The 22,114-nt window shown below is 56.3% G+C and carries 7 protein-coding genes; 2 read left to right on the forward strand and 5 right to left on the reverse strand.

Features of this window, described 5'->3' with window-relative positions; all coding sequences use genetic code 11:
* Window positions 1-3: 3 nt before the first annotated feature.
* Window positions 4-1,206 (reverse strand): type II secretion system inner membrane protein GspF, encoded by a 1,203-nt coding sequence (gspF, locus tag ACI7MX_RS17755; protein WP_405589611.1) that lies wholly within the window; start codon window positions 1,204-1,206, stop codon window positions 4-6.
* Window positions 1,207-1,208: 2 nt separating this feature from the next.
* A complete protein-coding gene (gspE, locus tag ACI7MX_RS17760) occupies window positions 1,209-2,927 on the reverse strand; it encodes a type II secretion system ATPase GspE (protein ID WP_314484269.1) in 1,719 nt (572 codons plus the stop codon).
* Window positions 2,928-3,596: 669 nt separating this feature from the next.
* On the opposite strand from gspE, the gene ACI7MX_RS17765 reads away from it, so the two are divergent.
* Window positions 3,597-3,773, forward strand: coding sequence for a hypothetical protein (locus ACI7MX_RS17765; RefSeq protein WP_405589614.1), 177 nt, complete (start codon window positions 3,597-3,599; stop codon window positions 3,771-3,773).
* Window positions 3,774-3,865: 92 nt separating this feature from the next.
* On the opposite strand, the gene ACI7MX_RS17770 is transcribed toward ACI7MX_RS17765, so the two are convergent.
* The 3 genes from ACI7MX_RS17770 to ACI7MX_RS17780 form a co-directional block, all read right to left on the reverse strand.
* Entirely contained in the window at window positions 3,866-4,894 is a 1,029-nt protein-coding gene (locus tag ACI7MX_RS17770) for a methionine synthase (protein ID WP_314484204.1), read from the reverse strand.
* Between the two features lie 27 nt (window positions 4,895-4,921).
* Complete coding sequence (locus tag ACI7MX_RS17775) at window positions 4,922-5,905, reverse strand: DUF1852 domain-containing protein (protein ID WP_405589773.1); 984 nt, start codon at window positions 5,903-5,905, stop codon at window positions 4,922-4,924.
* Between the two features lie 223 nt (window positions 5,906-6,128).
* A complete protein-coding gene (locus tag ACI7MX_RS17780; RefSeq protein WP_405589617.1) occupies window positions 6,129-8,432 on the reverse strand; it encodes a PfaD family polyunsaturated fatty acid/polyketide biosynthesis protein in 2,304 nt (767 codons plus the stop codon).
* 305 nt (window positions 8,433-8,737) lie between these two features.
* Here ACI7MX_RS17780 and ACI7MX_RS17785 point away from each other — a divergent pair, with 305 nt between their 5' ends.
* Complete coding sequence (locus ACI7MX_RS17785) at window positions 8,738-22,075, forward strand: SDR family NAD(P)-dependent oxidoreductase (RefSeq protein ID WP_405589620.1); 13,338 nt, start codon at window positions 8,738-8,740, stop codon at window positions 22,073-22,075.
* Window positions 22,076-22,114 lie beyond the last annotated feature (39 nt).

The raw sequence follows: 22,114 nt of genomic DNA on the forward strand, positions 1-22,114 counted from the left end.
TCCTCAAATATTACTGGTCAGGCTCATCAGCGGGAGCATGATGGCCAGCATGATCACCGTCACCATGATGGCCATAATCACGGTCAAACTGGGTACGAGGGCTGCAAGCATGCGGTCGATGCCACGCTTGGCCTCGACATCGAACACGTCGGCGACCTTGAGCAACATACTGTCGAGGTTGCCGGCCTGTTCGCCGACTTCAATCATTTGCAGTGCCAGCTCTGGCAGCAGCGGTTGCTCACCGAAAGCCTGGGCGAGTGTGCCGCCAGCCTTGACCCATTCTGTGGCGTGCTCGACCTGAGCGCGCAGGGCGTGGTTGCCACACACTTGGCGAACAATGTTCAGGGCCTGGAGCAGGGGTACGCCGTTGTTCAACAACGTGCCCAGAGTGCGGGCCAGTCGGGCGGCCTCGATGCGTTGCAATAACGGGCCGATGACCTTTAGCGTCAGTACGCGGCGGTCGTGTCGCTGACGCCGTTGTGGATCACGGCGCAACAGCGCAACGCCCCAGGTCGACGCCACACTGGCCCCCAGCAGTACCAGCCCGTAGGCACTCAAAAACTCGCCGAGCCACAAAATAGCCTGCGTGATCAGCGGAATGGGCACGCCCAGGTCGCGAAAGATCGGCACAAACTGCGGCACAACATAAGCCAGCAGCAAGGCCAGCGAGCCGAGGACGCCGACCACTAAAAAGATCGGGTAAATCAGCGCGTTGATCACTTCACCGCGCAGTTTCTGACTGCGCTCCAGGTAATCACTGAGCTGATGCAGGGTGTTCTCCAGCGAACCGCCGGCTTCACCGGCACGAACCATGCTGATGTAGAGGCTGGAAAACTGCCCGTGCTCTTCTTCCAGCGCCTGACTCAACGGCTTGCCCGCCTTGACCTGCTCACGCACGCGTTCCAGCAGGGCCTGGCGCTTTGCATCATGGTTTTGTCGCAACAGCGTGCCCAGTGCCCGCTCCAATGGCTGACCGGCACCGATCAGCGTGGCCAACTGCTGGGTAAAGCTGACCAGCGCCGCACCGTTCAGCGCACTGCGCCGCATGACGATGCCCGGCCCGCTGCTGGCACTGGCGTTCAGGCTGAGCAGCAACAGCCCGCGTTTTTGCAGGATGGCTGCCGCTGCGCTTGGGTCAGCGGCTTGCAAGGAGCCGTTTTGCGCAACGCCGTCGGCGTCCAGTGCGCGGTATTTGAAATGCGCCATGATCAATCGCCGCGCGTCACGCGCAGCACCTCTTCGAGTGAAGTGATACCGGCCACCGCTTGACGCAGGCCTTCTTCGTAGAGCGTGCGCAAGCCGCCGCGGCGGGCGGCCTGTTCGAGGGTCGAGGCATCGGCCTGACGCATCAGCAGGGTGCGCAACTCTTCGTTCATCACCAGCAGTTCAGTGATCGCACTGCGCCCGTGATAGCCGCCGTTGGCCTGATCGCTGGCGGGGTGATAGAGCATGATGGGACGCTGATCGGTAAAGCGCTCCAGCCCATGAGTGGCCACCAGCTCGGCGGACGCTTCAAAGGCGACGCGGGTTAACGGGTCGAGTCTGCGCACCAGTCGCTGGGCCAGAATCCCTTTGACCGTTGAGGCAATCAGGTAGCTTTCGACCCCCATGTCAAGCAGGCGCGTGATGCTCGCTGCCGCGCTGTTGGTGTGCAGCGTGGATAGGACCAAGTGGCCGGTGAGCGAAGATTGAATGGCGATGCGGCAGGTTTCCAGATCGCGCATCTCGCCGATCATGATCACGTCCGGATCCTGCCGCACGATGGAGCGCAGTGCCCCGGCGAAGTCGAGGCCGATGGAAGGCTTGACCTGGATCTGGTTGATGCCTTCAAGCTGATACTCCACCGGGTCCTCGACCGTAATGATCTTGCGTTCGGCGGTATTGAGGCGTGACAGCGCGGTGTACAGGGTGGTGGTCTTGCCCGAGCCGGTAGGGCCGGTGACCAGCAGAATACCGTGGGGGTTTTCTAGCACGTCGAGAAAATTCTGCAAGCGCTCGCCGTCCATGCCCAGGCTGGGAAAGTCGAAGCTGACGGTCTGACGGTCGAGCAGGCGCATCACCACCGACTCGCCGAAACTGGTGGGCACCGTACTGACCCTCAGATCCAGTTCCTTGCCTTGTATGCGCAACATGATCCGGCCGTCCTGAGGCAAGCGGCGCTCGGCAATATCCAACCGCGCCAAAATTTTCAGGCGAGAAATTATGGCGGCCGAAGAACTGGAAGGCGGAGCCTCGGATTCGTGCAGTACACCGTCAACGCGGTAACGCACTTTGAGCTGGCTTTCGAAGGGCTCAATGTGGATATCGGAAGCGCGCTGTTCGACTGCGCGTTGCAGGATCAGGTTGACCAAGCGGATCACCGGCGCTTCCGAGGCCATATCCTTGAGGTGTTCGATGTCATCTTCGGCACCGCTATGCTCGTCCAGCGTCTCAATCAGCGAGCCCATGGCCGAGCGACCTTGACCGTAGAAACGCTCGATCAGCACGTCCACGTCGCTGGCCAACCCTACCGACACATACACCGGTGTCTGGCAGGCGTAGCGCACGGCACGCAGCGCATAGGCGTTGCCGGGGTTGGCCGTCAACACATGCACGCCGTCAGCATGGGTGCCGATCGGCAGCAGCCGGTGGTGACGCATAAAACGTTCACTCAGGCTTGGCAGCGCAACCTCGGGCAGCGCTATGGCGTCTGCCTTCAGCATCGGTGCGCCAAGGGTCGAGGCCCACGCCCGGGCTACATCCAGTTCGGACACCAGCCCCAGGCGTGTCAGCAGGTCAGTCAATGAGCTGCTTGCGGCTTCTTGTGCCAGTCGGTGTGCCCGATCCAGGTCGCCGGTCTTGAGTCCTGCATGAGCCAATAACCAGGCGCACAAGGCGTGCGCCGAGTGCTCACTCAGGTGTTCGAGGTGGACGGGATTCAAAAGCATGGGCACGAAGTGACTTCAAATGACGACAAATAACAAAGGTTTAAATCGAGACCCTTGTCATTCGTGGGTAATAATTAAGTACGCGTAACGTTAGTTATTGGGGTGTCGATTTTTGCTGTCGGGCGTCAGAGTTTGTTTTCGTCCGCTTTAGCTTGTTTGTGTGCGTAGTTGTCAAATTTTACTGTGTGGTTTGAGTCATTACGATGGGATCAGGTGCGCCGGATGCCGTAGTGGCTATTGCGAATGTCATAGCAGCAATAGCACCAAGTAGTGGCAATTTCATATTAACTATCTCCCTTTGGGCAATAATGTTGAAATGATGGCGCGCTACGGGTGCAGGGCTCAGTCTATGGTTTTTTTTGCTTGGGCGCCCATATTTAAGGGATTAACGCGTCGTGGCTAAATTTTCTAAACCTACAGACATGTTGGTTTGAAAAAAGTTCAGTCGATGCATCAAAAATTTCGACATTTAACTGAGCCTATATTTTAGTTTGACTTCGACTAAAAACAATTACGTTAATCTAAAAGGGGCGATCAGTAGTCGCGCTATTAAATGGCGCTGGGCGAGTAACTTTTTTTATCTAGTTTGTCGCCCAGGTTAGTGGCTTGCGGGTACTTGGTTTTTCTGTGTGCGCTGTTTAAGTTTTAAAACTCGTTATGGGTTAAGTGATGTCTCGAATAAAAGGAAATGGGGCGAGTCCCCGCGACAATTGCGCGCTGGACATGGCGACCATTTATGGCAAGGTTCGCCGCATCCTCCAGAACATTCACCTTACCCGTTCAACACGTTCGCTTTGTCCGGGTCAGAATGGCGGTCAGGTGCTGGCCGAAATTCTATTCGTCTGAGTCAACCCGTCGTACGCGGACTTCCCGAACTTCGGCACCACCACCTGCGTCTTGGGCGGTGAGGTTTCAATACAGGTCGGACTTGACGACCACTAGTTAGAAAGTTCTCTTCGCACAATGTCCGCACCCGCAGTTAATGCCTGTAATTTGCCTCTCGCAACCTGACGAGGAAGCGGAGCCATACCACAGTTTGTGCAGGGATACAGTTTGTCTGCATCTACGAACTTCAGGGCTTGTCGCAGGGTATGGGCGACTTGCTCGGGGGTTTCAATACTGTGAGAGGCCACATCGATCGCCCCCACCATCACTTTTTTGCCACGAATCAGTTCCATGAGTTCCATGGGGACATGAGAGTTGTGACATTCCAGTGAGATGATGTCGACACTGGATTTTTGCAGCTTGGGGAAAGCTTCTTCATATTGACGCCACTCTGACCCCAGTGTTTTTTTCCAGTCGGTATTGGCCTTGATGCCATAGCCATAGCAAATATGCACCGCCGTTTCACATTTAAGGCCTTCAATGGCCCTTTCTAACGTAGCCACCCCCCACTCATTCACCTCATCAAAGAACACATTAAAGGCGGGTTCGTCGAACTGAATAATGTCCACGCCGGCCGCCTCTAATTCATGGGCTTCTTCATTGAGAATCTTTGCAAATTCCCAGGCCAGTTTTTCGCGGCTTTTATAATGAACGTCATGCAGGGTATCGATCATGGTCATGGGGCCAGGTAACGCCCATTTAATGGGTTGGCGAGTATGTTGACGTAAAAGCTTGGCATCTTCGACAAACACCGGCTTTTGCCGAGTGACGGCCCCCACGACCGTCGGTACGCTGGCATCATAACGATCACGAATTCTGACCGTCTCACGTTTTTCAAAATCGACACCGTTTAGGTGTTCTATAAAGGTCGTGACAAAGTGTTGGCGAGTCTGTTCACCGTCGCTGACAATATCGATGCCCGCCAGTTGTTGTTCTTGCAATGACAAGAGCAAAGCGTCCTGTTTGCCCTCAACCAGTGTTTGGTTTTGCAGTTTCCAGGGCGACCAGAGCGTCTCGGGTTCCGCCAGCCAGGAAGGTTTAGGCAAGCTGCCAGCGGTTGAAGTGGGCAGTAATTTTTTCATGAAAGTCAGCCTTGTATTTCTGTTCAGTCAAAGGGCGTACTGTGTGGACCATTGTTCCAGCAGGGCGTGGTGGGGCTTGATGAAGTGCTCCTCCACGAATTTGCCCTGTTCAATCGCCAGTTGGCTGCGTTCTTCTCGATCATAAATAATTCGAGTCAGTGAATAATCGGAGTGCTTCAAACTTGGCTGGTAGGATTTTCCTGCAGCTGAGTTGGCATTATAAATTTCAGCACGGTAGATCTTTTGGAAGGTGTCCATCGTGCTGATGGTGCTGATCAGTTCAAGCGCCGTATAATCGCGCAGCAAATCGCCGGAGAAATAAAAAGCCAACGGCGCAACACTCTGAGGTGGCATAAAGTAACGAACGCTTAATCCCATTTTTTTGAAATAGTCATCCGTCCAGGAATGTTCATCTTGCAGGTATTCAACACCCAGCACCGGGTGTTGGTTTTCAGTCTGATGGTAGGTCTTGTTACTCGAAACGCTCAGGCAGATGACAGGGGGTTTATTAAAGTTATCGGTGTAACTGCTAGAGTTTACGAAGCACTTGAACAACTGCCCATGCAGGTCGCCAAAGGTCTCGGGCAAACCGAACTCGGTGCGGTCTTTATTGTGCGCCTGCAACAGCACGCTGAAGTCATAATCGCGCACATAGGAGGAAAAGTTGTTCCCCACAATGCCGTCGATACGTTCATGGGTAGTGCGGTCAATAATCTGCGTTTTTAAAATTTCAATCAGGGGGATTGCAGGGCCACCGCCAAGCGTATCAATGTTCATCTCGGCTGAAATAATGTCGAGTTCAACGCTATAGCGATCGCCGGTGGGGTTATCCCAATGGGCCAAGGCATTGAAACGATTGTCTATCATTCTGAGGGTATTACGCAGGTTCTCCTGACGACTCTGGCCACGGGCCAAGTTAGCAAAGTTGGTGGTCGTGCGGGTATTTTCGGCCGGGTGATAATGTTCGTCAAAGCGAATGCGCTTTATCGTAAAGGTAAAGGGGTTATTCATCATAATTAGGCGCCCTGATGACTGAGGTTAAACCTGAAAGTTGGCAAAAGGTATCCAATAGTTTTTCAGATTTATGGAGGTTCACTCAGTTGTCTTAAGAGTGTTTATTAAGGCGTATATTAGGTGAGCCATTGAGGAGAATAAAATGAATTGATTTCACTGAATCGTTAGCCCTGCTCATGATGAGGCGCGAAGAGTTGTTCACGTGCTTTGCGCGCAAGCTTTACTGAATTTTCCCTGTACTTGTTACTTGCCAGCCCTTGGAAAGAAATCGATTGTGTTCTGTTGCCCCGTTTAAAAGAGCGAGCGCAATCGCGTCAACGTGTCGGTGTTGCCAAGGTTGAAGAGGCGTATTTTTGCACCATTGATTGAAGGCACCTAACGCCGTTCCGGTTTGGATCTGGACGTTCACCGGGTCTGCGCCTGAAGTGCTCAATGCAAGGTCCATGGAGTAACGCCAGTACTCGCGAAAGACATGGGCCATGCGTACCTTAGGATTGGATTGAGCCTGTTTAATGTCCTGATGACGGTGTTCTTGTGTGAGCCTTTGCAAAAGGTCGCTCCACACCTCTGACAGGCTGCGCCTGAACACATCACGCTCCAGGCTCGTGCGCTCGTCTGGCGGAATGTCTTCAAGGCCCTTATGGCGCTGGTAAAGGGTGGTCAGCCAAGTCGCCCGGGCGGTAAATAACGACTTGCACTTAAGTACCTGAATCGTTGAGTCGCTCTCATACAGGATGTGGCTCGGTGCGCAGGTTGTGTCCTCAATACGGGTTGTTTCCAGTAAAGATTTGACGTTATCCGTAGCGCCGGATTCCACGGTGCACTGGTTGATTGAGCCGGTCAGAATAAAGTCCGCCCCTAGCATGAAAGCGATGCCCGCCGCAGATGGCGTCCCAATACTGCCAGATAGGCCCAAGGTCATGGCTTCCTTGTATTGAAAGCGTTTTGTCATAACCTCACGCAGCTCGTTGATTGCCGGAAACAGCACGAAGGGGCTGCCTCGCGTATTCAGACCGCCTGAATCGGTTTGGACACACACGTCGTCACTCATGGGAGTGTGTTTGGCCATAGCGGCCTGATCTGCACTGATAACGCCTTCATTCAATAAGTCCTGAACCAGGTAGTCGGGAGCAGGGCTCATGAAAGCCTGTGCGATCGTGAGGTTAGTGACCTTGGCTAAAATCCGATGGGTGCACTCAATATTGCCGGCATTTCGACGTAAGCCCTTGACGCGAAACAGCACCAGCGCGGCGGTGATTTTGTCGAACCAGGACACTTCCATGCGCTGTACGCTGCACTTCAAAAACAGGTTTACCAACGCTCGATCACTCCCAGGCAGCGCGGGGTCAGCCATCAGGTTCAGGCCGTAGGGTTCATCATGCGAAAGAGTGGCTTGCAGATTTTTTATCGCCTTCTCTACGTCGGCCAGGCTCATCCCTGCGGTGCCCAAATAGGCAAGCATGCCTGCCTGTGCCATACGGGCAACCAAGGTTGGCGAACTGATGCCGCGTAACATTCCTCCCGCCACATAGGCGTATTTCAAACCATAGCGTTCGCGAAACACAGCGCTGCCCAATCGTTGAGCTTCTGTTTGCGAGTGCTCGGGTGTCAGCACTGGCGCGTCGCAGGCAGTTTCAGTGGGCGCATGCTGTAGGGGCAGTGACGGGCTTGTTCGTTGAATCTCTTCAACCAGCTTGCTGAGTACATGGCTGCCCGCTCGTTCGGGGGTTGCACCTATTTCTTCATAAGTGAAATCACCCTGAGCGATCAGGTAACGAATGCTGTCGACCCACAATACAGGGCTTGCCACTTGACGGGCCAAGAGGGCGGCAACTTGACCGCTGAGATAAGGGCGACCTGTGGCATTGGCCATGGCAACAATGTTGGGGTCGTTAAACGTGAAATCGTTTAAAAATTGTGCGAACAGCGCTTGTGCCGGGAGCATATGAGGGGAATGAAAGGCAGCACTGACGTTCAAAACGATGCAGTGCAAGCCTTGTTGAGTGAAGTATTGCTCTGCCGCCAGGATAGAAGGCGTATCACCGGCAATGACTGACTGGGTGGGTGAATTGAAGTTGGCAAGGCTGACGGTCGTCAATCCTCGCGCGTTTAGAAGGTTTTGCACCTCGTCGGCGGGCAAGCCCAGTACGGCCGCCATACTGCCCGCACCCACTTGGCTCATCAGTTGACCGCGCTTTTGCACCAGGCGTAATCCCGTTTCAAAATCAAAACATCCTGCAGCCAATAGTGCTGCGTACTCTCCTACGCTATGCCCAACAACGGCTTCGGGCGGTAAGTTTGTTTCGCATGCACGATAATAGTGCATTGAACTCACAACATAGAGGGCGGGCTGTGTGTATTGGGTCAATCGTAATTGGTTGTCGGGGTCTTCAAGGCACAACTTCTTGAGCGAATATCCCAATAAGGTGGAGGCTATTTCGTCAAGTTCCGGGAAGTCATTCCACAGCTGTCCGCCCATTCCCCTGTATTGAGTGCCTTGGCCGGGGAATAGTAGCGTTTTCATGGCATTCCACCTTCTTGAGTAGACTGAATGTTTAAAGTCTGGCGTGATCTTAAACAATGTAAAGGCGCTGATAGAAGAAGTGGACATATGGCTGTAAAGAAATTGATTATTTAGAAGATTTTTTGTAGGAGTTAGGCGACAAGCGTTTATTGCGTTTGTGCGGATGTGAACAATACTTTGTTATGTGATCTGTTCTTAGCTTCGTTAAAACCTGTTGAGTTGCCCGCGTTCCCCCCTTTGACATGGATGCCTACCTGTATTGACGCGCAGTAGTTGTGCGCGCGACTGTGGTTTTAGAGGTGTCCTTGAAATTTTTAGTCGATGATTTGACCGCCAGTCGGTTAGTTGTTCTGGCTATTGAAGCCATTACCCAAACATCTTTTTGGGAGACGACTCATGAACATTCTCCTTTTGCCTTGGACGACCTGACGCAGCATGTAAACCAACGCGATCATTTGCGTGGCGCACTGTTGTATCTGTGTGAACTGGGCTATTTGGACATTGCGCGCCCGGATGTGTTCTCGTTCAACGCCCGTACTGCCTCACTTTTCTACGCCATGACGGGTTTGGCCGATGCGTCGGGCATTACTCACCCCTTCGTTCTGCGTCATCCGACGCTGGATGACATCGCGCAATTACTTGAGCTTGATCGGCTTACTCAGCCTTCGGGCTTGCACACGCCTGTTGAAGAACTCATACGGCGGGTCACGACAACACCGCAAACCACGCTGCTGCTTGATGTTTCGGGATGTATTGGGGCGGCGCTCTATAGCCAGAGAATTGATGCCATAGAGGCGCTGCGCGGCACTGATTACGCGGACTGTATTCGTCTGCAACGCAACGATGGCCAGCATGTGCAGTTGCTGGGGCTGTATGTGTTGCCCGCCATGCGAGGGCGAGGCTACAGCGATGTGTTGATTGAGTCGATGCTCTTGTATGCCCGTCTTTTGGGGAGCGTAAAGTCGGTGGTGGGGGTAACCCGTTGTGCCGATTATCCAAAGCATCGCCTTGAATTTGGCATGCACACTTATATCCGTGCTCAAAACACACTCGGCCAATTACTGGATCCCATGCTGCATTTTCATGTGTCCCATGGGGCGCAGGTGCGTGAGGTTTTACCCGGTTTTCGACCGGGCGATGTGGACAATGAAGGGGCTGGCGTTTTGATCCAGTACGCGCTTGAGTTGCCAGTGCGTACTCAAGCACCTGACGAGGTCACTTCTGCGCCAAAGCCACAGGTTCAGAACCGTGAACAGATTGAGCGCACGGTCCATAACCTGCTGCTTCAAGTGTTGGGCTCGCAACGGTTTGACGCCTATGGCCCGCATGTTCCACTGATGGAAATGGGCCTCACCTCGCTTGAGCTGCTGGAGTTGCGACGGCTGTTGAGCGCTGCGTCTGGCCTTGAGCTGGATGCCACGTTCTTTTTTTACTGCAACACGCCTGACGCGGTGGCGGGTTATTGGGCGCAGCGGCTGGTGTCGCCCACCGTTACTTCTGAAACTGCAACGCCAGCTACCTCAACTGTTCCCATTGCCATTATTGGCATGGCGTGTCGCTTGCCGGGAGGGCTGAACAACCCGCAACAATTCTGGGATGCGCTGTTGGAAGGGCGTGATGTTATAGGCCCAATGCCTGAGGCGCGCCAAGAGCTGCGCACTGAGGGTGATGGGGATTTTCGTTGGCAGGCTGGCTTCCTGGAGGACATTGATCGCTTTGATGCGGGATTCTTTCGCATATCGCCCAAGGAAGCCGAGTGGCTAGATCCCCAGCAACGCTTGCTGATGGAGATCGCGTGGACGGCACTTGAAGATGCCGGCATCGCCCCGAACACCGTGAGAGGCGGCAAACATGGCGTTTTCATTGGTTTGATGGGCAGTGATTATGCTGCGCTTCTGGGGCAGGGCGAATCCGAGGGTATTGAGGCGCAGTTTGCTACCGGCAGCGCATGCTCGGTGGCGGCGGGGAGACTGGCCTATTTTCTTGACTGGCAGGGCCCGGCTCTGACAGTAGACACCGCGTGTAGCTCATCGTTGGTGGCGGTGCACCTGGCGTGCCGCAGCCTGCAAACAGGTGAATGTGGCCTGGCGTTGGCGGCCGGTGCAAATGTGTTGCTCGATGACAAGCGCTTTCAGGCATTTGACCGGGCCGCCATGTTGTCGCCCACCGGGCGCTGCCACAGCTTTGATGAGAGGGGTGACGGTTATGTCCGCGCCGAAGGGTGCGCAGCGCTGGTGCTTAAACGTCTTGATGATGCGCAAGCGAATGGCGACCCGATAGTGGCTGTGATTCGAGGCAGTGCCATTAATCAAGATGGGTGCAGTGCGAGTCTGACGGCCCCCAATCCCAAGGCCCAGCAAGCGGTGATCGAGGCCGCATTGGCGAGTGCGAATGTTGACGCGTCGTCGATTGCCTATCTCGAAGCGCATGGCACCGGAACCCCTTTGGGAGACCCGATAGAAGTTCAGGCGGCCATGCAGGTGCTGGGCGTGAATCGGCCGCCGGACAGGCCACTGTTGATCGGCTCAGTCAAGAGCAGCATAGGGCATCTTGAGGCTGTCGCAGGCATTGCGGGGCTGATTAAAACAGTGCTGTGCCTGCAACATGAAAGGATTCCCGGACAGGTGCACTTTGATCGGCCCAACCCCCATATCCCGTGGGACGCGCTGGCGGTTCAAGTGGTGAAGCAAACTCGGGCATGGCCGCAAAGCGATAAGCGCGCGGGTGTCAGTTCTTTCGGGTTCAGCGGCACCAATGCTCACGTTATTGTCGAGGCGTATCCTCAACAGTCCGTTGCTGATGTAACCACCGATCTGCCGTGTGCCATTATTTTGTCCGCACGTACAGAGTCGCAACTGGTGTCACGGGCGCAGCAGTTATCCCTTTTTCTTGAGCAGCACGACGTTGAATTAAACGCCTTGGCTTATACGTTGCAAACGGGCCGTGATGCGATGGCAGTCCGGTTGGCCTTTATGGCTCGCTCAGTCGTTGAAGCCAAGACGTTATTGAACGGTTGGCTTGGCGCAGGCCGCCTGTCTCAGGGGATTTTTAAGGGTGTGGCCTCAGGTGCTGGCACACCGGCCACACCCTTCGTGGCGGATGAAGGGCAACTGTCAGAACCGTTGCTTGAGGGCTGGGTCAGCGGTGGACAGGTGGACTGGCACCGTTTCTATGGCGCAGTAAAACCTCGAGGGCTGAGCCTGCCGACATATCCCTTCGCGGATGAACGCTTTTGGTTGCCCAACATGAGGGCACCTTCAATGGCACACGCGCCAGTTACTGAAGGGTCGCTTCTTCTCACGCCAACGTGGGAGCGGGCAGATGAGGGCGCTGAGGTGGGCGCGTCTAATCAGGTGCTGTGGCTGAGTGCCGATCATTCGATCATCGAGTCTGGGCTACACCCTTCGGGTATACCTTTTGTTGCCGCTGACACCCGTACGGTGCTGGTTGAACGTTTGCAGGCAGCCCGTGCCTGGGATCAACTGGTCTGGCTGGTTCCTTCTGAGGAGCCTGACGCTGCTGTGATGGGGTATCGCCTGATACAAGCGTTACTGGCCTTGGGGTACGCGCATCAGGCGTTGAATCTCACAGTAGTCACCCGTCAGGCTCAGGCCATTGCCGCGGATGAGCCGATAGACCCGTATCACGCGAGCGTGCTTGGGCTTATGGGGTCGTTGGCCAAGGAATATCCTCATTGGCAGGTGGTTTTATTGGATCGGCCTGTTGAGGGTGATGTGCCCTTGCGCACCTGGGTTCGACGCTCAGCAGATGCCCAGGGCAACGTGCAGGTGTGGCGCAAAGAGGGTTGGTTCAGGCAGCGTCTGGTGCCTTGCGAAATTAGGGATGCGCCTAAATCGGTTTACCGCGAGGGCGGTGTTTATGTCGTGGTTGGCGGTGCGGGCGGGCTTGGTGTAGTGCTCAGTGAATACTTGATCCGTCGCTATCGCGCACAGATGGTCTGGCTTGGTCGTCGGGTGGAAGATAAGCGCATTACGCAACAGCGTACCCAGTTGGCCGCTTTGGGTCCGATGCCCTTGTATCTGCAGGCAGATGCCAATGATCCCCAGGCATTGCGCCGCGCACAGGAGGTGATACGCGAGCGTTTTGGTGCTGTACACGGGGTGGTGCATTCGGTGATGGAATTGGCGGACAGTCCGCTTGCTCAAATGGATGAAGCAACCTTTGTGGTGGGGCTGAAAGCCAAGATGACGGCGCAAAATCTCGACGCTGTGGTGGGCGCGCAGGCCGTGGATTTTGTGATGTTTTTCTCGTCGATCAACAGCTTCCTCAAAACCGCTAACGCCAGCAACTATTCGGCTGGGTGCTGTTTTGCCGATGCTTGCGCGCATAACTTTCAGCGTCGTGGCTACCCGGTCAAGGTTATGCACTGGGGCCATACCGGAGGAGGCTGCTCGCCCGCGTACCGAGCGTTTATGGCGCAAATCGGTATGACGTCCACCCAGCCGGCGGAGGCCATGGCCCTGCTGGAGCAACTGTTGGCCGGCCCGTTATCGCACCTGGTGTTTGCCAAAACTTCCAAGGACATCGTTGCCCGGATGCTTGGCATCGCCAGTGCGCCTCCCGGGCCTGCGATGCAAGGTGCTGCCCGTCGCGAAATCGGCCCCCAGATTGATCTTGAACAATCGGTGATTGAAGACCTGACCGAACAGGCCTGCCGCGTGCTGAAATTGCCCGCTCATGGCATAGACCCTGGCCTGAACCTGAATGCCTACGGTTTTGACTCCATCTTGTTGATGGAGTACGCCCGCCAATTGAGCGATCACTATGGCTTGACGCTGTCGCCGTCACTGTTTTTCAGCCACACCAATCTGCTGCAGTTTGCTGCCTACCTTTTAAAGTTTTTTGCACCTGCAATGATCAGCTTTTACGCTCCCGAGGTCGCACCTGAGCACCCGCCAACCGCATCGCAGCCATCCCCTGCGGATGCCGTTGTTCCAGTGCCCCTGACCAGTGATGACGAGATTGCCATCATTGGCATGAGTGGGCGTTTCGCTGATGCCCGCAGCGTGGATCAACTGTGGGATATTTTGCGCAACGCACGCTCGGCCATTCACGAATTCCCCGGCACACGACTCTCAATGGCCGATGCGTTACATCCCCGATGGCTGACCGCTGCGCCGGGCCTGGAAGAGTTTGATCCGCTTTTTTTTGAAATATCCCCGCATGATGCGGCCCTCATCGATCCTCGCCAGCGCTTGTTGTTACAGGAAGCCTGGCGTGCGCTGGAGGATGCGGCTTACGGTGAACACCACTTACTCAATCAAACCATCAGTTTATTTGTGGGTGTAGAAGCCGGGGACTATGGTCGATTGATCGCCGAGCGCAATACGCTGACGGCCAATCATGAGGCCATATTGGCCTCTCGTCTGGCCTATGTCTTGAACCTGAGTGGAGGCGCCATAGCGATCAATACCGCGTGTTCTTCCAGTCTGGTGGCGCTGCATCAGGCTTGCCAGAGTTTGAGGACACGCGAATGCGATACGGCATTGGTGGCTGGAGTAAATTTGCTGTTGAGTACCCAGCTTTACGACCAGATGGCCGAGGCGGGCATGCTGGCAGCGCAGGGTGTTTGTTACGCCTTTGATCAACGAGCGACCGGCATGGTGCCCGGCGAAGCCGCAGTAGCGGTGGTGCTCAAACGCCTGTCAGATGCACGGGCTGATGGTGACCCGATCCGCGCGGTGATCGCAGGCAGCGGTATTAACTATGATGGCAAAACCCAAGGGATTACGGCCCCCAGCGGTAAGGCACAGACCAAGCTGTTACAGACGGTTTATGAGCGCTACAAAGTCAATCCGGATCAGTTGGAGTATGTCGTCACTCACGGCACCGGGACGCCATTGGGTGACCCGGTTGAGGTCAATGCCCTGTGTGACGCGTTTGCCCCGTTTACTCAACGGCAGCAGTTCTGTGCGCTAACGTCGAACAAGCCAAACGTGGGGCACTCCCTTGCCGCATCGGGTCTGGTGAGTGTGGTTAACCTGGTGCAAGCGCTTGAGCATGAAACAATCCCGCCAAGCGTGCATGCCGATCAGCAGAGCACTTACGTCAACTGGGCGAGCAGTCCGTTTTTCGTTAACACGGCTGTACGTCCCTGGCCGCAAAGAGCAGGTGCCGCACGTCTGGGCGCCGTCAGTGCTTTTGGGATGAGTGGCACCAATGCCCATGTGGTCATTCGAGGGGCTGAGGCGTTGCCCGCCGCCACAGACTCACCGACGTTTGCTTATGCCTTGATGGTGCTGTCGGCAAAAACCGAAGCGGCGCTGCGGTTGCAGCTGCAAGCCCTCATCGCCGCCCTGCAAGCGCGCGAATGGAATCAAGCCGACCTGCAAAAAATGAGTCATACCTTGCAAAGTGGCCGGCATCATTTTGCCTGGCGTTGCGCCGTGGTGATCAAGGATGAAGATGACGCGGCTAGCCAACTGCAACGATGCCTTGATGCGGGGCAAGATACGGCCAATGGATATGGGCAGGTTGCGCGAGGTTTTACCGTAGATAAAGCCCGGCTCGAGCAGGCTCACGCGTTGCTCGCACACACAGCCATTGGTTATGAACCTGAAGCTTTGAGGGCCACCCTTGAAACCCTGGGGCAGCGGTATCGCGAGGGCTATGACTTACCGTGGGTGTTGCTGTTTGGCGATCATTTGCCGGCACGTATCCATTTGCCGACATATCCGTTTGAACGCGAGCGCTTCTGGGCCATCGCCCCCCCCACACCTCAGGCATTGCACCCCTTGGTGAATCGCGATACCCGCACTGCGGACCGTCAACGCTACACCACGCGACTGACGGGGGAGGAAACGGTGCTGCGCGATCACCGAGTTTCAGGGGCGCGTATCTTGCCGGGTGTTGCTCATCTGGAATGGGCCCGGGCCGCCGTGCAGTTATGGCTGGGTAATGATCTGCCTGTTCGTCTGGAGCAAGTGACCTGGCTTGTGCCCTTGATCGTCGACGCCGAATTACAGGTGCATATCGATCTGGTGCAGGAAGGGCAAGGGCGGATCGCTTTCCACATCTACAGGGGTGAGGGTGCAGATGTCGTGCGTTATAGCCAAGGCTGGGTGCAGCAGATCGACGCGCCGAACCGTGCGGCTCCATGGGTTGATCTGGCCAGTGTGGGTGAGCACTGCGTAACTCAGCTTCCCGGTGACGATTGCTATGCCCGGTTTGCCGTCGCAGGTCTCGAACTTGGCCCGGCTTTTCAGGTAATACGTCAGGTCAAACAGGCTGGAAGCGTGGCGCTGGGAGCGCTGCAAGCGGTGACAGGCTTTGAGCCCGGCGAGGGCTGGATGTTACCGCCCGGCATGCTGGATGGAGCCTTGCAGGTGTGTGCGCAACTGAGTTCGCAGACGACGATAGCCCTGCCGTTTGCAGTACACAGCGTCGAACAATGGGGGGCGATGCCTGAAACGGCGCAAGTGGTTGCACGTCGGATAAGTGATGGCGAAAAACTGACGCCCAACTTTGATATCGACATCGTGAATGCCGATGGCAGCGTTGCGGTGCGCATGTGTGGTTTCAGTGCGCGGGTGAGGGCGACACCACCGCCGGCTGACGCGGATGAGCTGACCCTCACACCGGTCTGGTTGCCGGTGCCCGCGCACGCCGTGAGTCCTGCTCATGCGTCGGGGCAGGTGGTGCGACTGATGGCTGATCTCGAGTTGATTGAAGGTCAGGTGTCCGTACTGTGGCGTGCGGGAGACAGTAGCGAAACATTGCTTGAGCACCTGACAGGGCTGAGCGCATTCACGCGTCTGCTGTGGCATGTTCCGCAGGGTCAAGTGCACTTGGCGAGAATGGGCCTGCGACTGATCAAGGCGTTGCTGGCGTTGGGCTTTGCTGAGAAACCTTTGGAATTGACGGTGGTGACCCGGCAAGCGCAGGGGCTGGACGCGAATGAAAAAATTGACCCTGAGCAGGCAGCCCTGCATGGGTTAATCGGCTCGTTGGCCAAGCAATACGCCCATTGGCGCATTAGATTACTGGACCTGCCTGAGGCGCACAGCCTGACCGAAGACGTGCTGCTGGCTCAGCCCGTCAACACTTATGGCAATGCCCGACTGTGGCGAGGGGGTAGCTGGTATCAGCAACAGTTGGCGCGCTGTGTGTTAGCGCCATTGAATACCGAGGTGTATCGAGACAGCGGCGTGTATGTGGTGGTCGGCGGCGCAGGCGGATTGGGGAGGGTGGTGAGTGAGCACCTGATTCGCCAGTGCCGGGCGCAGATGGTGTGGCTGGGGCGCCGGGAGGAGGATGACGCTATCACCCAAGCCCGCCGCCGACTTGGCGAGCTGGGCCCAACGCCCTTGTACCTTCAGGTCGATGCGACAGACCGTGATGCGTTGGCACTTGCACAGATTGAGATAGTGCAACGTTTTGGCCCACCCAATGGCGTGATTCACAGTGCAATGGTGTTGGCTGACAAAGGGCTGGCCAGCATGGATGAAGCCACGTTCGAGGCGGCGGTGTCTGCCAAGGCGTTAACAGCACAGAGAATGGATGAGGTGTTCGGGCATCACACGCTGGACTTTGTGTTGTTTTTTGGCTCATTGCAGAGTTTTTTGAAGGCACAAGGGCAAAGCAATTATGCGGCAGGCTGTTGTTATTCAGACGCCCTGGCTTGCGTGCTCGGGCAACAGCGCCCGTATCCTGTCAAGGTGATGCATTGGGGCTACTGGGGCAGTGTCGGCGTGGTGGCCACCCCGGCCTATCAGAATCGTTTGGCACAGATGGGCTTGGGCTCTATAGAACCGGTTCCGGCCATGGCTGTACTGGATCAATTCGTGGCCTCACCTGTTGCGCAAGCCGTTTACCTTAAAACCAGTCAGACCGCGCTACCGGCTGCTTTGGGTGTGAGCCTGCAAACGGTTGTCGAAGTGGCGCCCTGTTTGCCCCGCGTGGAGTTGCCTTTCGATCAGCCCGCACCCTCACCACCCGCTGGCATTGAAGCGGCGCAGCGTATTTTTGAGCAACAACTGGCCCCTGTGTTTCGGGAGCGGTTGCTGGCGATAGAACCACAGTCGGTGAGTCACAAGCACCGCCCTTGGTACGAGGCAAGCTTGCGCCGCCTACATTCATCCAGTGCGCTGGACGAGCAGGGTGCGGCACCTGGCGTGCAATGGAACGCCTATGTGGAGTCGCACAAGGACGATGCTCAGACGGGTGCTCAAGTTCGGTTGGCGAATGACGTTTTGCAACGCTTGCCAGAGATTCTGCGCGACGAGGTCAAGGCCACGCAGGTGGTGTTTGCCCAAGGCCAGGTGCAGCACGTTGAAGCGGTGTACGGCAAGCACCCGGTGGCTAACTATTTCAACACCCTGCTCGGGGACCGGCTGCTGGCTTATATCGAGCAGCGGCTTGCCCAGGATCCGCAGGCCCGCTTGCGGATTTTGGAAGTGGGCGCAGGCAGCGGGGGCACGAGTGCCACCTTGATTGCTCGGCTGGGTGCGTACGCTGCCCATATCGATCAGTACTGTTACACCGATCTGGCGGGCGCGTTTTTAGGCCATGGGCAAGCGCAATTCGGCGCTTCGGTTGCGTACCTGCACACGCAGTTGCTCGATATTGAACGCTCCCCAATGGCCCAGGGTTTCAGACCGGGGGATTACGACATTGTCGTCGCCACCAACGTGTTGCATGCGACACGCGATATCCGCAACACGTTGCGCAATACCAAGGCCTTGCTTAAGGGCCACGGTTTACTGCTACTCAACGAATTATCCGGGGTCAGCCTTTTTCAGCACCTGGTCTTTGGGGTGCTGGATGGCTGGTGGCTGGCGCAAGACAGGGATCGGCGCATCCCCGACACGCCTGCCCTGAGTGCCGCTGCCTGGCGAGAAGCACTGACAGAGGCGGGCTTTAATTCGGTAGTGGTCACTCAACCGGCGAGCTGTGAACTGGGGCAGCACATCATAGAAGGCTTTAGCGACGCCATACTCTGCTTTGAGGGTGAGGCGCAAGATCCTCAGCCGGTTTCCCATGGCATTGAATCAGCTGCGCCGGTTCGGGTCACAGCCGCAGCCTTGGGCGCGCAAGCCAGCCTGCGCCAGACACTTCGTGCCTGTGTACTGGAAACCCTGGGGCTTAAGGAAGCCCAATTGCAGGATGACCAAGCGTTTATCAGTTATGGCGTGGACTCGATCAGCAGCGTGGCGCTGGTTAATACCATCAATAGGCGGTTAGGTCTGCGGCTAGCGGCCACGGTGTTGTATGACTATCCGACACTGGCGCGTTTGAGTGCCCACTTGCAAGAGATTGCGGTGCCAGCGACCGCGGTGCTACAGCCAGAGGTTACTGACTCTGCGATGAGCGAACCGCCGGTTCAACCGGTGACGATGGCACCTGTAAAAGCGCGTTTCGTGAGCCCCCAACCCTCTTCACCTGGTCAAACTTATCGCCGTGTTCTACTGGAGCGTCCCGGTTCGATTGACCAGATACGTGTGGTCGATGAGCCCCTTGCGGCCTTGGGGCCTTACGACGTGCGGATCGCCGTGCAGGCTTTTTCCCTGAATTTCGGTGATCTGCTGTGCGTGAGCGGGCTTTACCCCACTCAACCTGATTACCCGTTCACCCCCGGTTATGAAGCGAGCGGCATCGTCACCGCCGTGGGTTCTGAAGTCCTCAGGGCTGCACCGGGTGACCGCGTCGTGGCGTTGGCCGACCACGCGCTGGGGGCGCACGCCACGGTCGTCACCTGTTCACAAGATCAGGTCTTTACCTGTCCTGCGGGTCTGTCGTTTGAGGCCGCGTGCGCCATGCCCTCTGCCGCGTTGACAGTCATCGAGTGCTTCGCCCGAGCACAGCTCAAGGCAGGCGAGCGAATTCTGATCCAGACCGCGACAGGTGGCGTGGGCCTGATGGCCGTGCAATTGGCCCAACACATCGGCGCGGAAGTCTTTGCAACGGCCGGTTCTCAAAACAAGCTCGACTATCTGGCGACGCTCGGAGTGCGTCACTTGATTAACTACCCGCAAGAAGACTTTGCCGACGCCATTCACCGGATGACACAAGGCCAAGGCGTAGACGTGGTGCTAAACACACTCGACGGTGATGCGATGCAAAAAGGCTTGCGCTGCCTGAGCGCAGGCGGGCGCTATATTGAAATCGCAATGACGGCCTTGAAGTCGGCCCACGCCATAGATTTATCGTTGCTGGATAACAACCAATCGGTGCACTGCGTTGATATGCGCAAGTGGGGTCTGGAGCGGCCCGAGCTCGTAGGCAAGAACTTTCAAACAATGGTAGATCTGCTTGAACAAGGCGCTATCGCCCCGACGTTGAGCCAAACCTTCCCCTTCGATGATATTCACAGCGCTTACCGTTGGCTGCAATCGCGTGACCATATAGGCAAAGGGGTGGTGAGTATTCCACCTGCACTGCAGTTTCAAGAATGCACGCCGGCGCCAAAGGCCTCAAATGATCTGGAGCCTATTGCGATCATTGGCATGAGCGGCCGTTTTGCCAGTGCTACGACGACTGAGGCTTTATGGGACGCACTGGTGAACGGTGTGGATTTGGTTGAAGAAGTGTCGCGCTGGGAGTTGTCGTCACTGAGCTCAGAGTCAGCGGGTTCATCCTGCAAACAGGGTGGTTTCTTATCGGACATTGAATGCTTCGACCCGTTATTTTTCAACATTTCGAGCATGGAAGCGGCGGCGATGGATCCCCAGCAGCGATTGCTGCTCGAGGAAACGTGGCATGCCCTGGAAGATGCTGGCCATGCCGGGCGGGCCATAGAAGGTGCACGGTGCGGCGTGTATGTCGGTTGTTCGGCAGGCGACTATCTGGATCTGCTGGGCGTGGCGGCGCCCGCTCAGGCTTTTTGGGGAAATGCGGCGTCGGTGATTCCTGCTCGAATAGCCTTCCACCTGAATTGGCAAGGCCCTGCCGTCGCCACAGATACGGCGTGTTCAAGTTCGCTGGTCGCGATTCATCAGGCCTGTCAGGCGTTACGTGATGATGAAGTCGATATGGCCGTTGCGGGCGGGGTCTTTGTGCAGTGCACGCAGCGCCTTTTCCGCCAGGCCAATCAGGCCGGCATGCTCTCGAATACGGGGCGGTGCAGTGTGTTTGATGAACAGGCTGATGGTTTTGTACCCGGTGAAAGTGTAGCGGCCATCGTGCTCAAGCGACTGTCACACGCACAGGCAGATGGCGATACGGTCTATGGCGTAATCCGTGGCTCCGGCATTAATTACGACGGAGCGACCAATGGCATCACGGCGCCCAGCGGCCCTGCGCAAACGCGTTTGGTGCGCGAAGTGTATGAGCGCTTCGCGATTGACTGCGCCGCCATTCAACTGGTTGAAGCGCATGGCACCGGGACTGTTTTGGGTGATCCGATTGAATTCAATGCGTTGGCAGAGGCGTATGGCACTGCGTTACCCAGGGCCAAATGCGCGATGGGTTCAATCAAAAGCAATTTGGGGCATGCCGCGACAGCGGCAGGTGTGGTGGGCGTGATCAAAGTGTTGCTGGCAATGGAGCACCGGAAGATTCCACCGTCGCTCCATTTTCATCAAGGTAATCGTCACATCGATTTCGCTCACAGCCCGTTCTACGTCCCGACGCACGCGGTTGCCTGGGAGGTTCCTCAGGGGGGTGAACGCATGGCGGCGGTCAGCTCATTTGGTTTTAGCGGCACCAATGCCCATGCAGTCATCGCACAAGCCCCCAGCCGCATCGAGCCCGTATCCAATCGACCATTCTTTTTGATTGTTCTATCGGCGCGCACCCCAGAACAACTGCGTCAATTGGCTCAACAGCTGGCGCACCAGATCAGTCGCCAGCCTGTTGATATGGGGGCCATGAGTTACACGTTGCTGATGGGGCGCCGCCATCAAGATGTCCGGCTGGCCTGTGTAGCAGCCGACATTGCACAATTGTGCGAGCAACTGAACCAATGGCTCGATGAACAGCAGCCGCGAGAGGTGATCAGTGGTCACGCCAGTTCATACGCTGTGCAGGCGCAACCTGCCGGGCGGCAACTGTTGGAGACCTGCCACAACGCTTCATCACCTCAAGCGTTGAAAGAGACCTTGTCAGGTTTGGCCAGCCTGTATGTGCAGGGCGCTGAATTATCTTGGGAGCGAATCTTTGACAGAGCCTCACGGCGCAGGATTCGTTTACCGACTTACCCCTTTGCCCGTGAGCGGTATTGGCCACTGCCCACCACGCCCCAAACCCCTGCAGTCAACCGTGTCAGCCCATCAATGCCAGCGGCGAGCAACGAGGCGTCTGCAACCGTTCGCCAGGCAGTACGCGGGATATTCAAGCGCGTCCTGGCCTTGAGCGATGAGCAGTTGCGTGATGATGTCGATATTGCGTGCTATGGGATCGACTCGATTATTCGAATGGAGTTGGTAAGAGCACTCAATCAACACTTTGAACTTTCAGTCTCGAATGGCGTGCTGGATGAGTATCCCAGTGTCAAACGCTTATCTTTGTATATAGAGGCCGCTGAGCAGCCCGTCGACATTGCGAGGAGCGCAGCTGAACCCGAGCGTGATGGTGCAAACATCGAACCGGCTAACGACAGGGTGTATCTGGCAGGTACAAGTGCCTTGAAGGCCGATGTTGAAAGTGTCTGGAAGCATTTATTTGTACGCAGCAAGCAAGATTGAAAAGAAGCGGACCCACTTTCCTGGGGCCTGACAAGGGTG

It is taken from the genome of Pseudomonas sp. 2024-210, assembly GCF_045062345.1.
Lineage (GTDB): Bacteria > Pseudomonadota > Gammaproteobacteria > Pseudomonadales > Pseudomonadaceae > Aquipseudomonas.

What these genes read in the sequence shown, in the direction of transcription:
- gspF (WP_405589611.1), bottom strand. Translation starts at nt 1,206, where the DNA reads ATGGCGCATTTCAAATACCGCGCACTGGACGCCGACGGCGTTGCGCAA.
- ACI7MX_RS17765 (WP_405589614.1), top strand. Translation starts at nt 3,597, where the DNA reads ATGTCTCGAATAAAAGGAAATGGGGCGAGTCCCCGCGACAATTGCGCG.
- ACI7MX_RS17770 (WP_314484204.1), bottom strand. Translation starts at nt 4,894, where the DNA reads ATGAAAAAATTACTGCCCACTTCAACCGCTGGCAGCTTGCCTAAACCT.
- ACI7MX_RS17780 (WP_405589617.1), bottom strand. Translation starts at nt 8,432, where the DNA reads ATGAAAACGCTACTATTCCCCGGCCAAGGCACTCAATACAGGGGAATG.
- ACI7MX_RS17775 (WP_405589773.1), bottom strand. Translation starts at nt 5,905, where the DNA reads ATGAATAACCCCTTTACCTTTACGATAAAGCGCATTCGCTTTGACGAA.
- gspE (WP_314484269.1), bottom strand. Translation starts at nt 2,927, where the DNA reads ATGCTTTTGAATCCCGTCCACCTCGAACACCTGAGTGAGCACTCGGCG.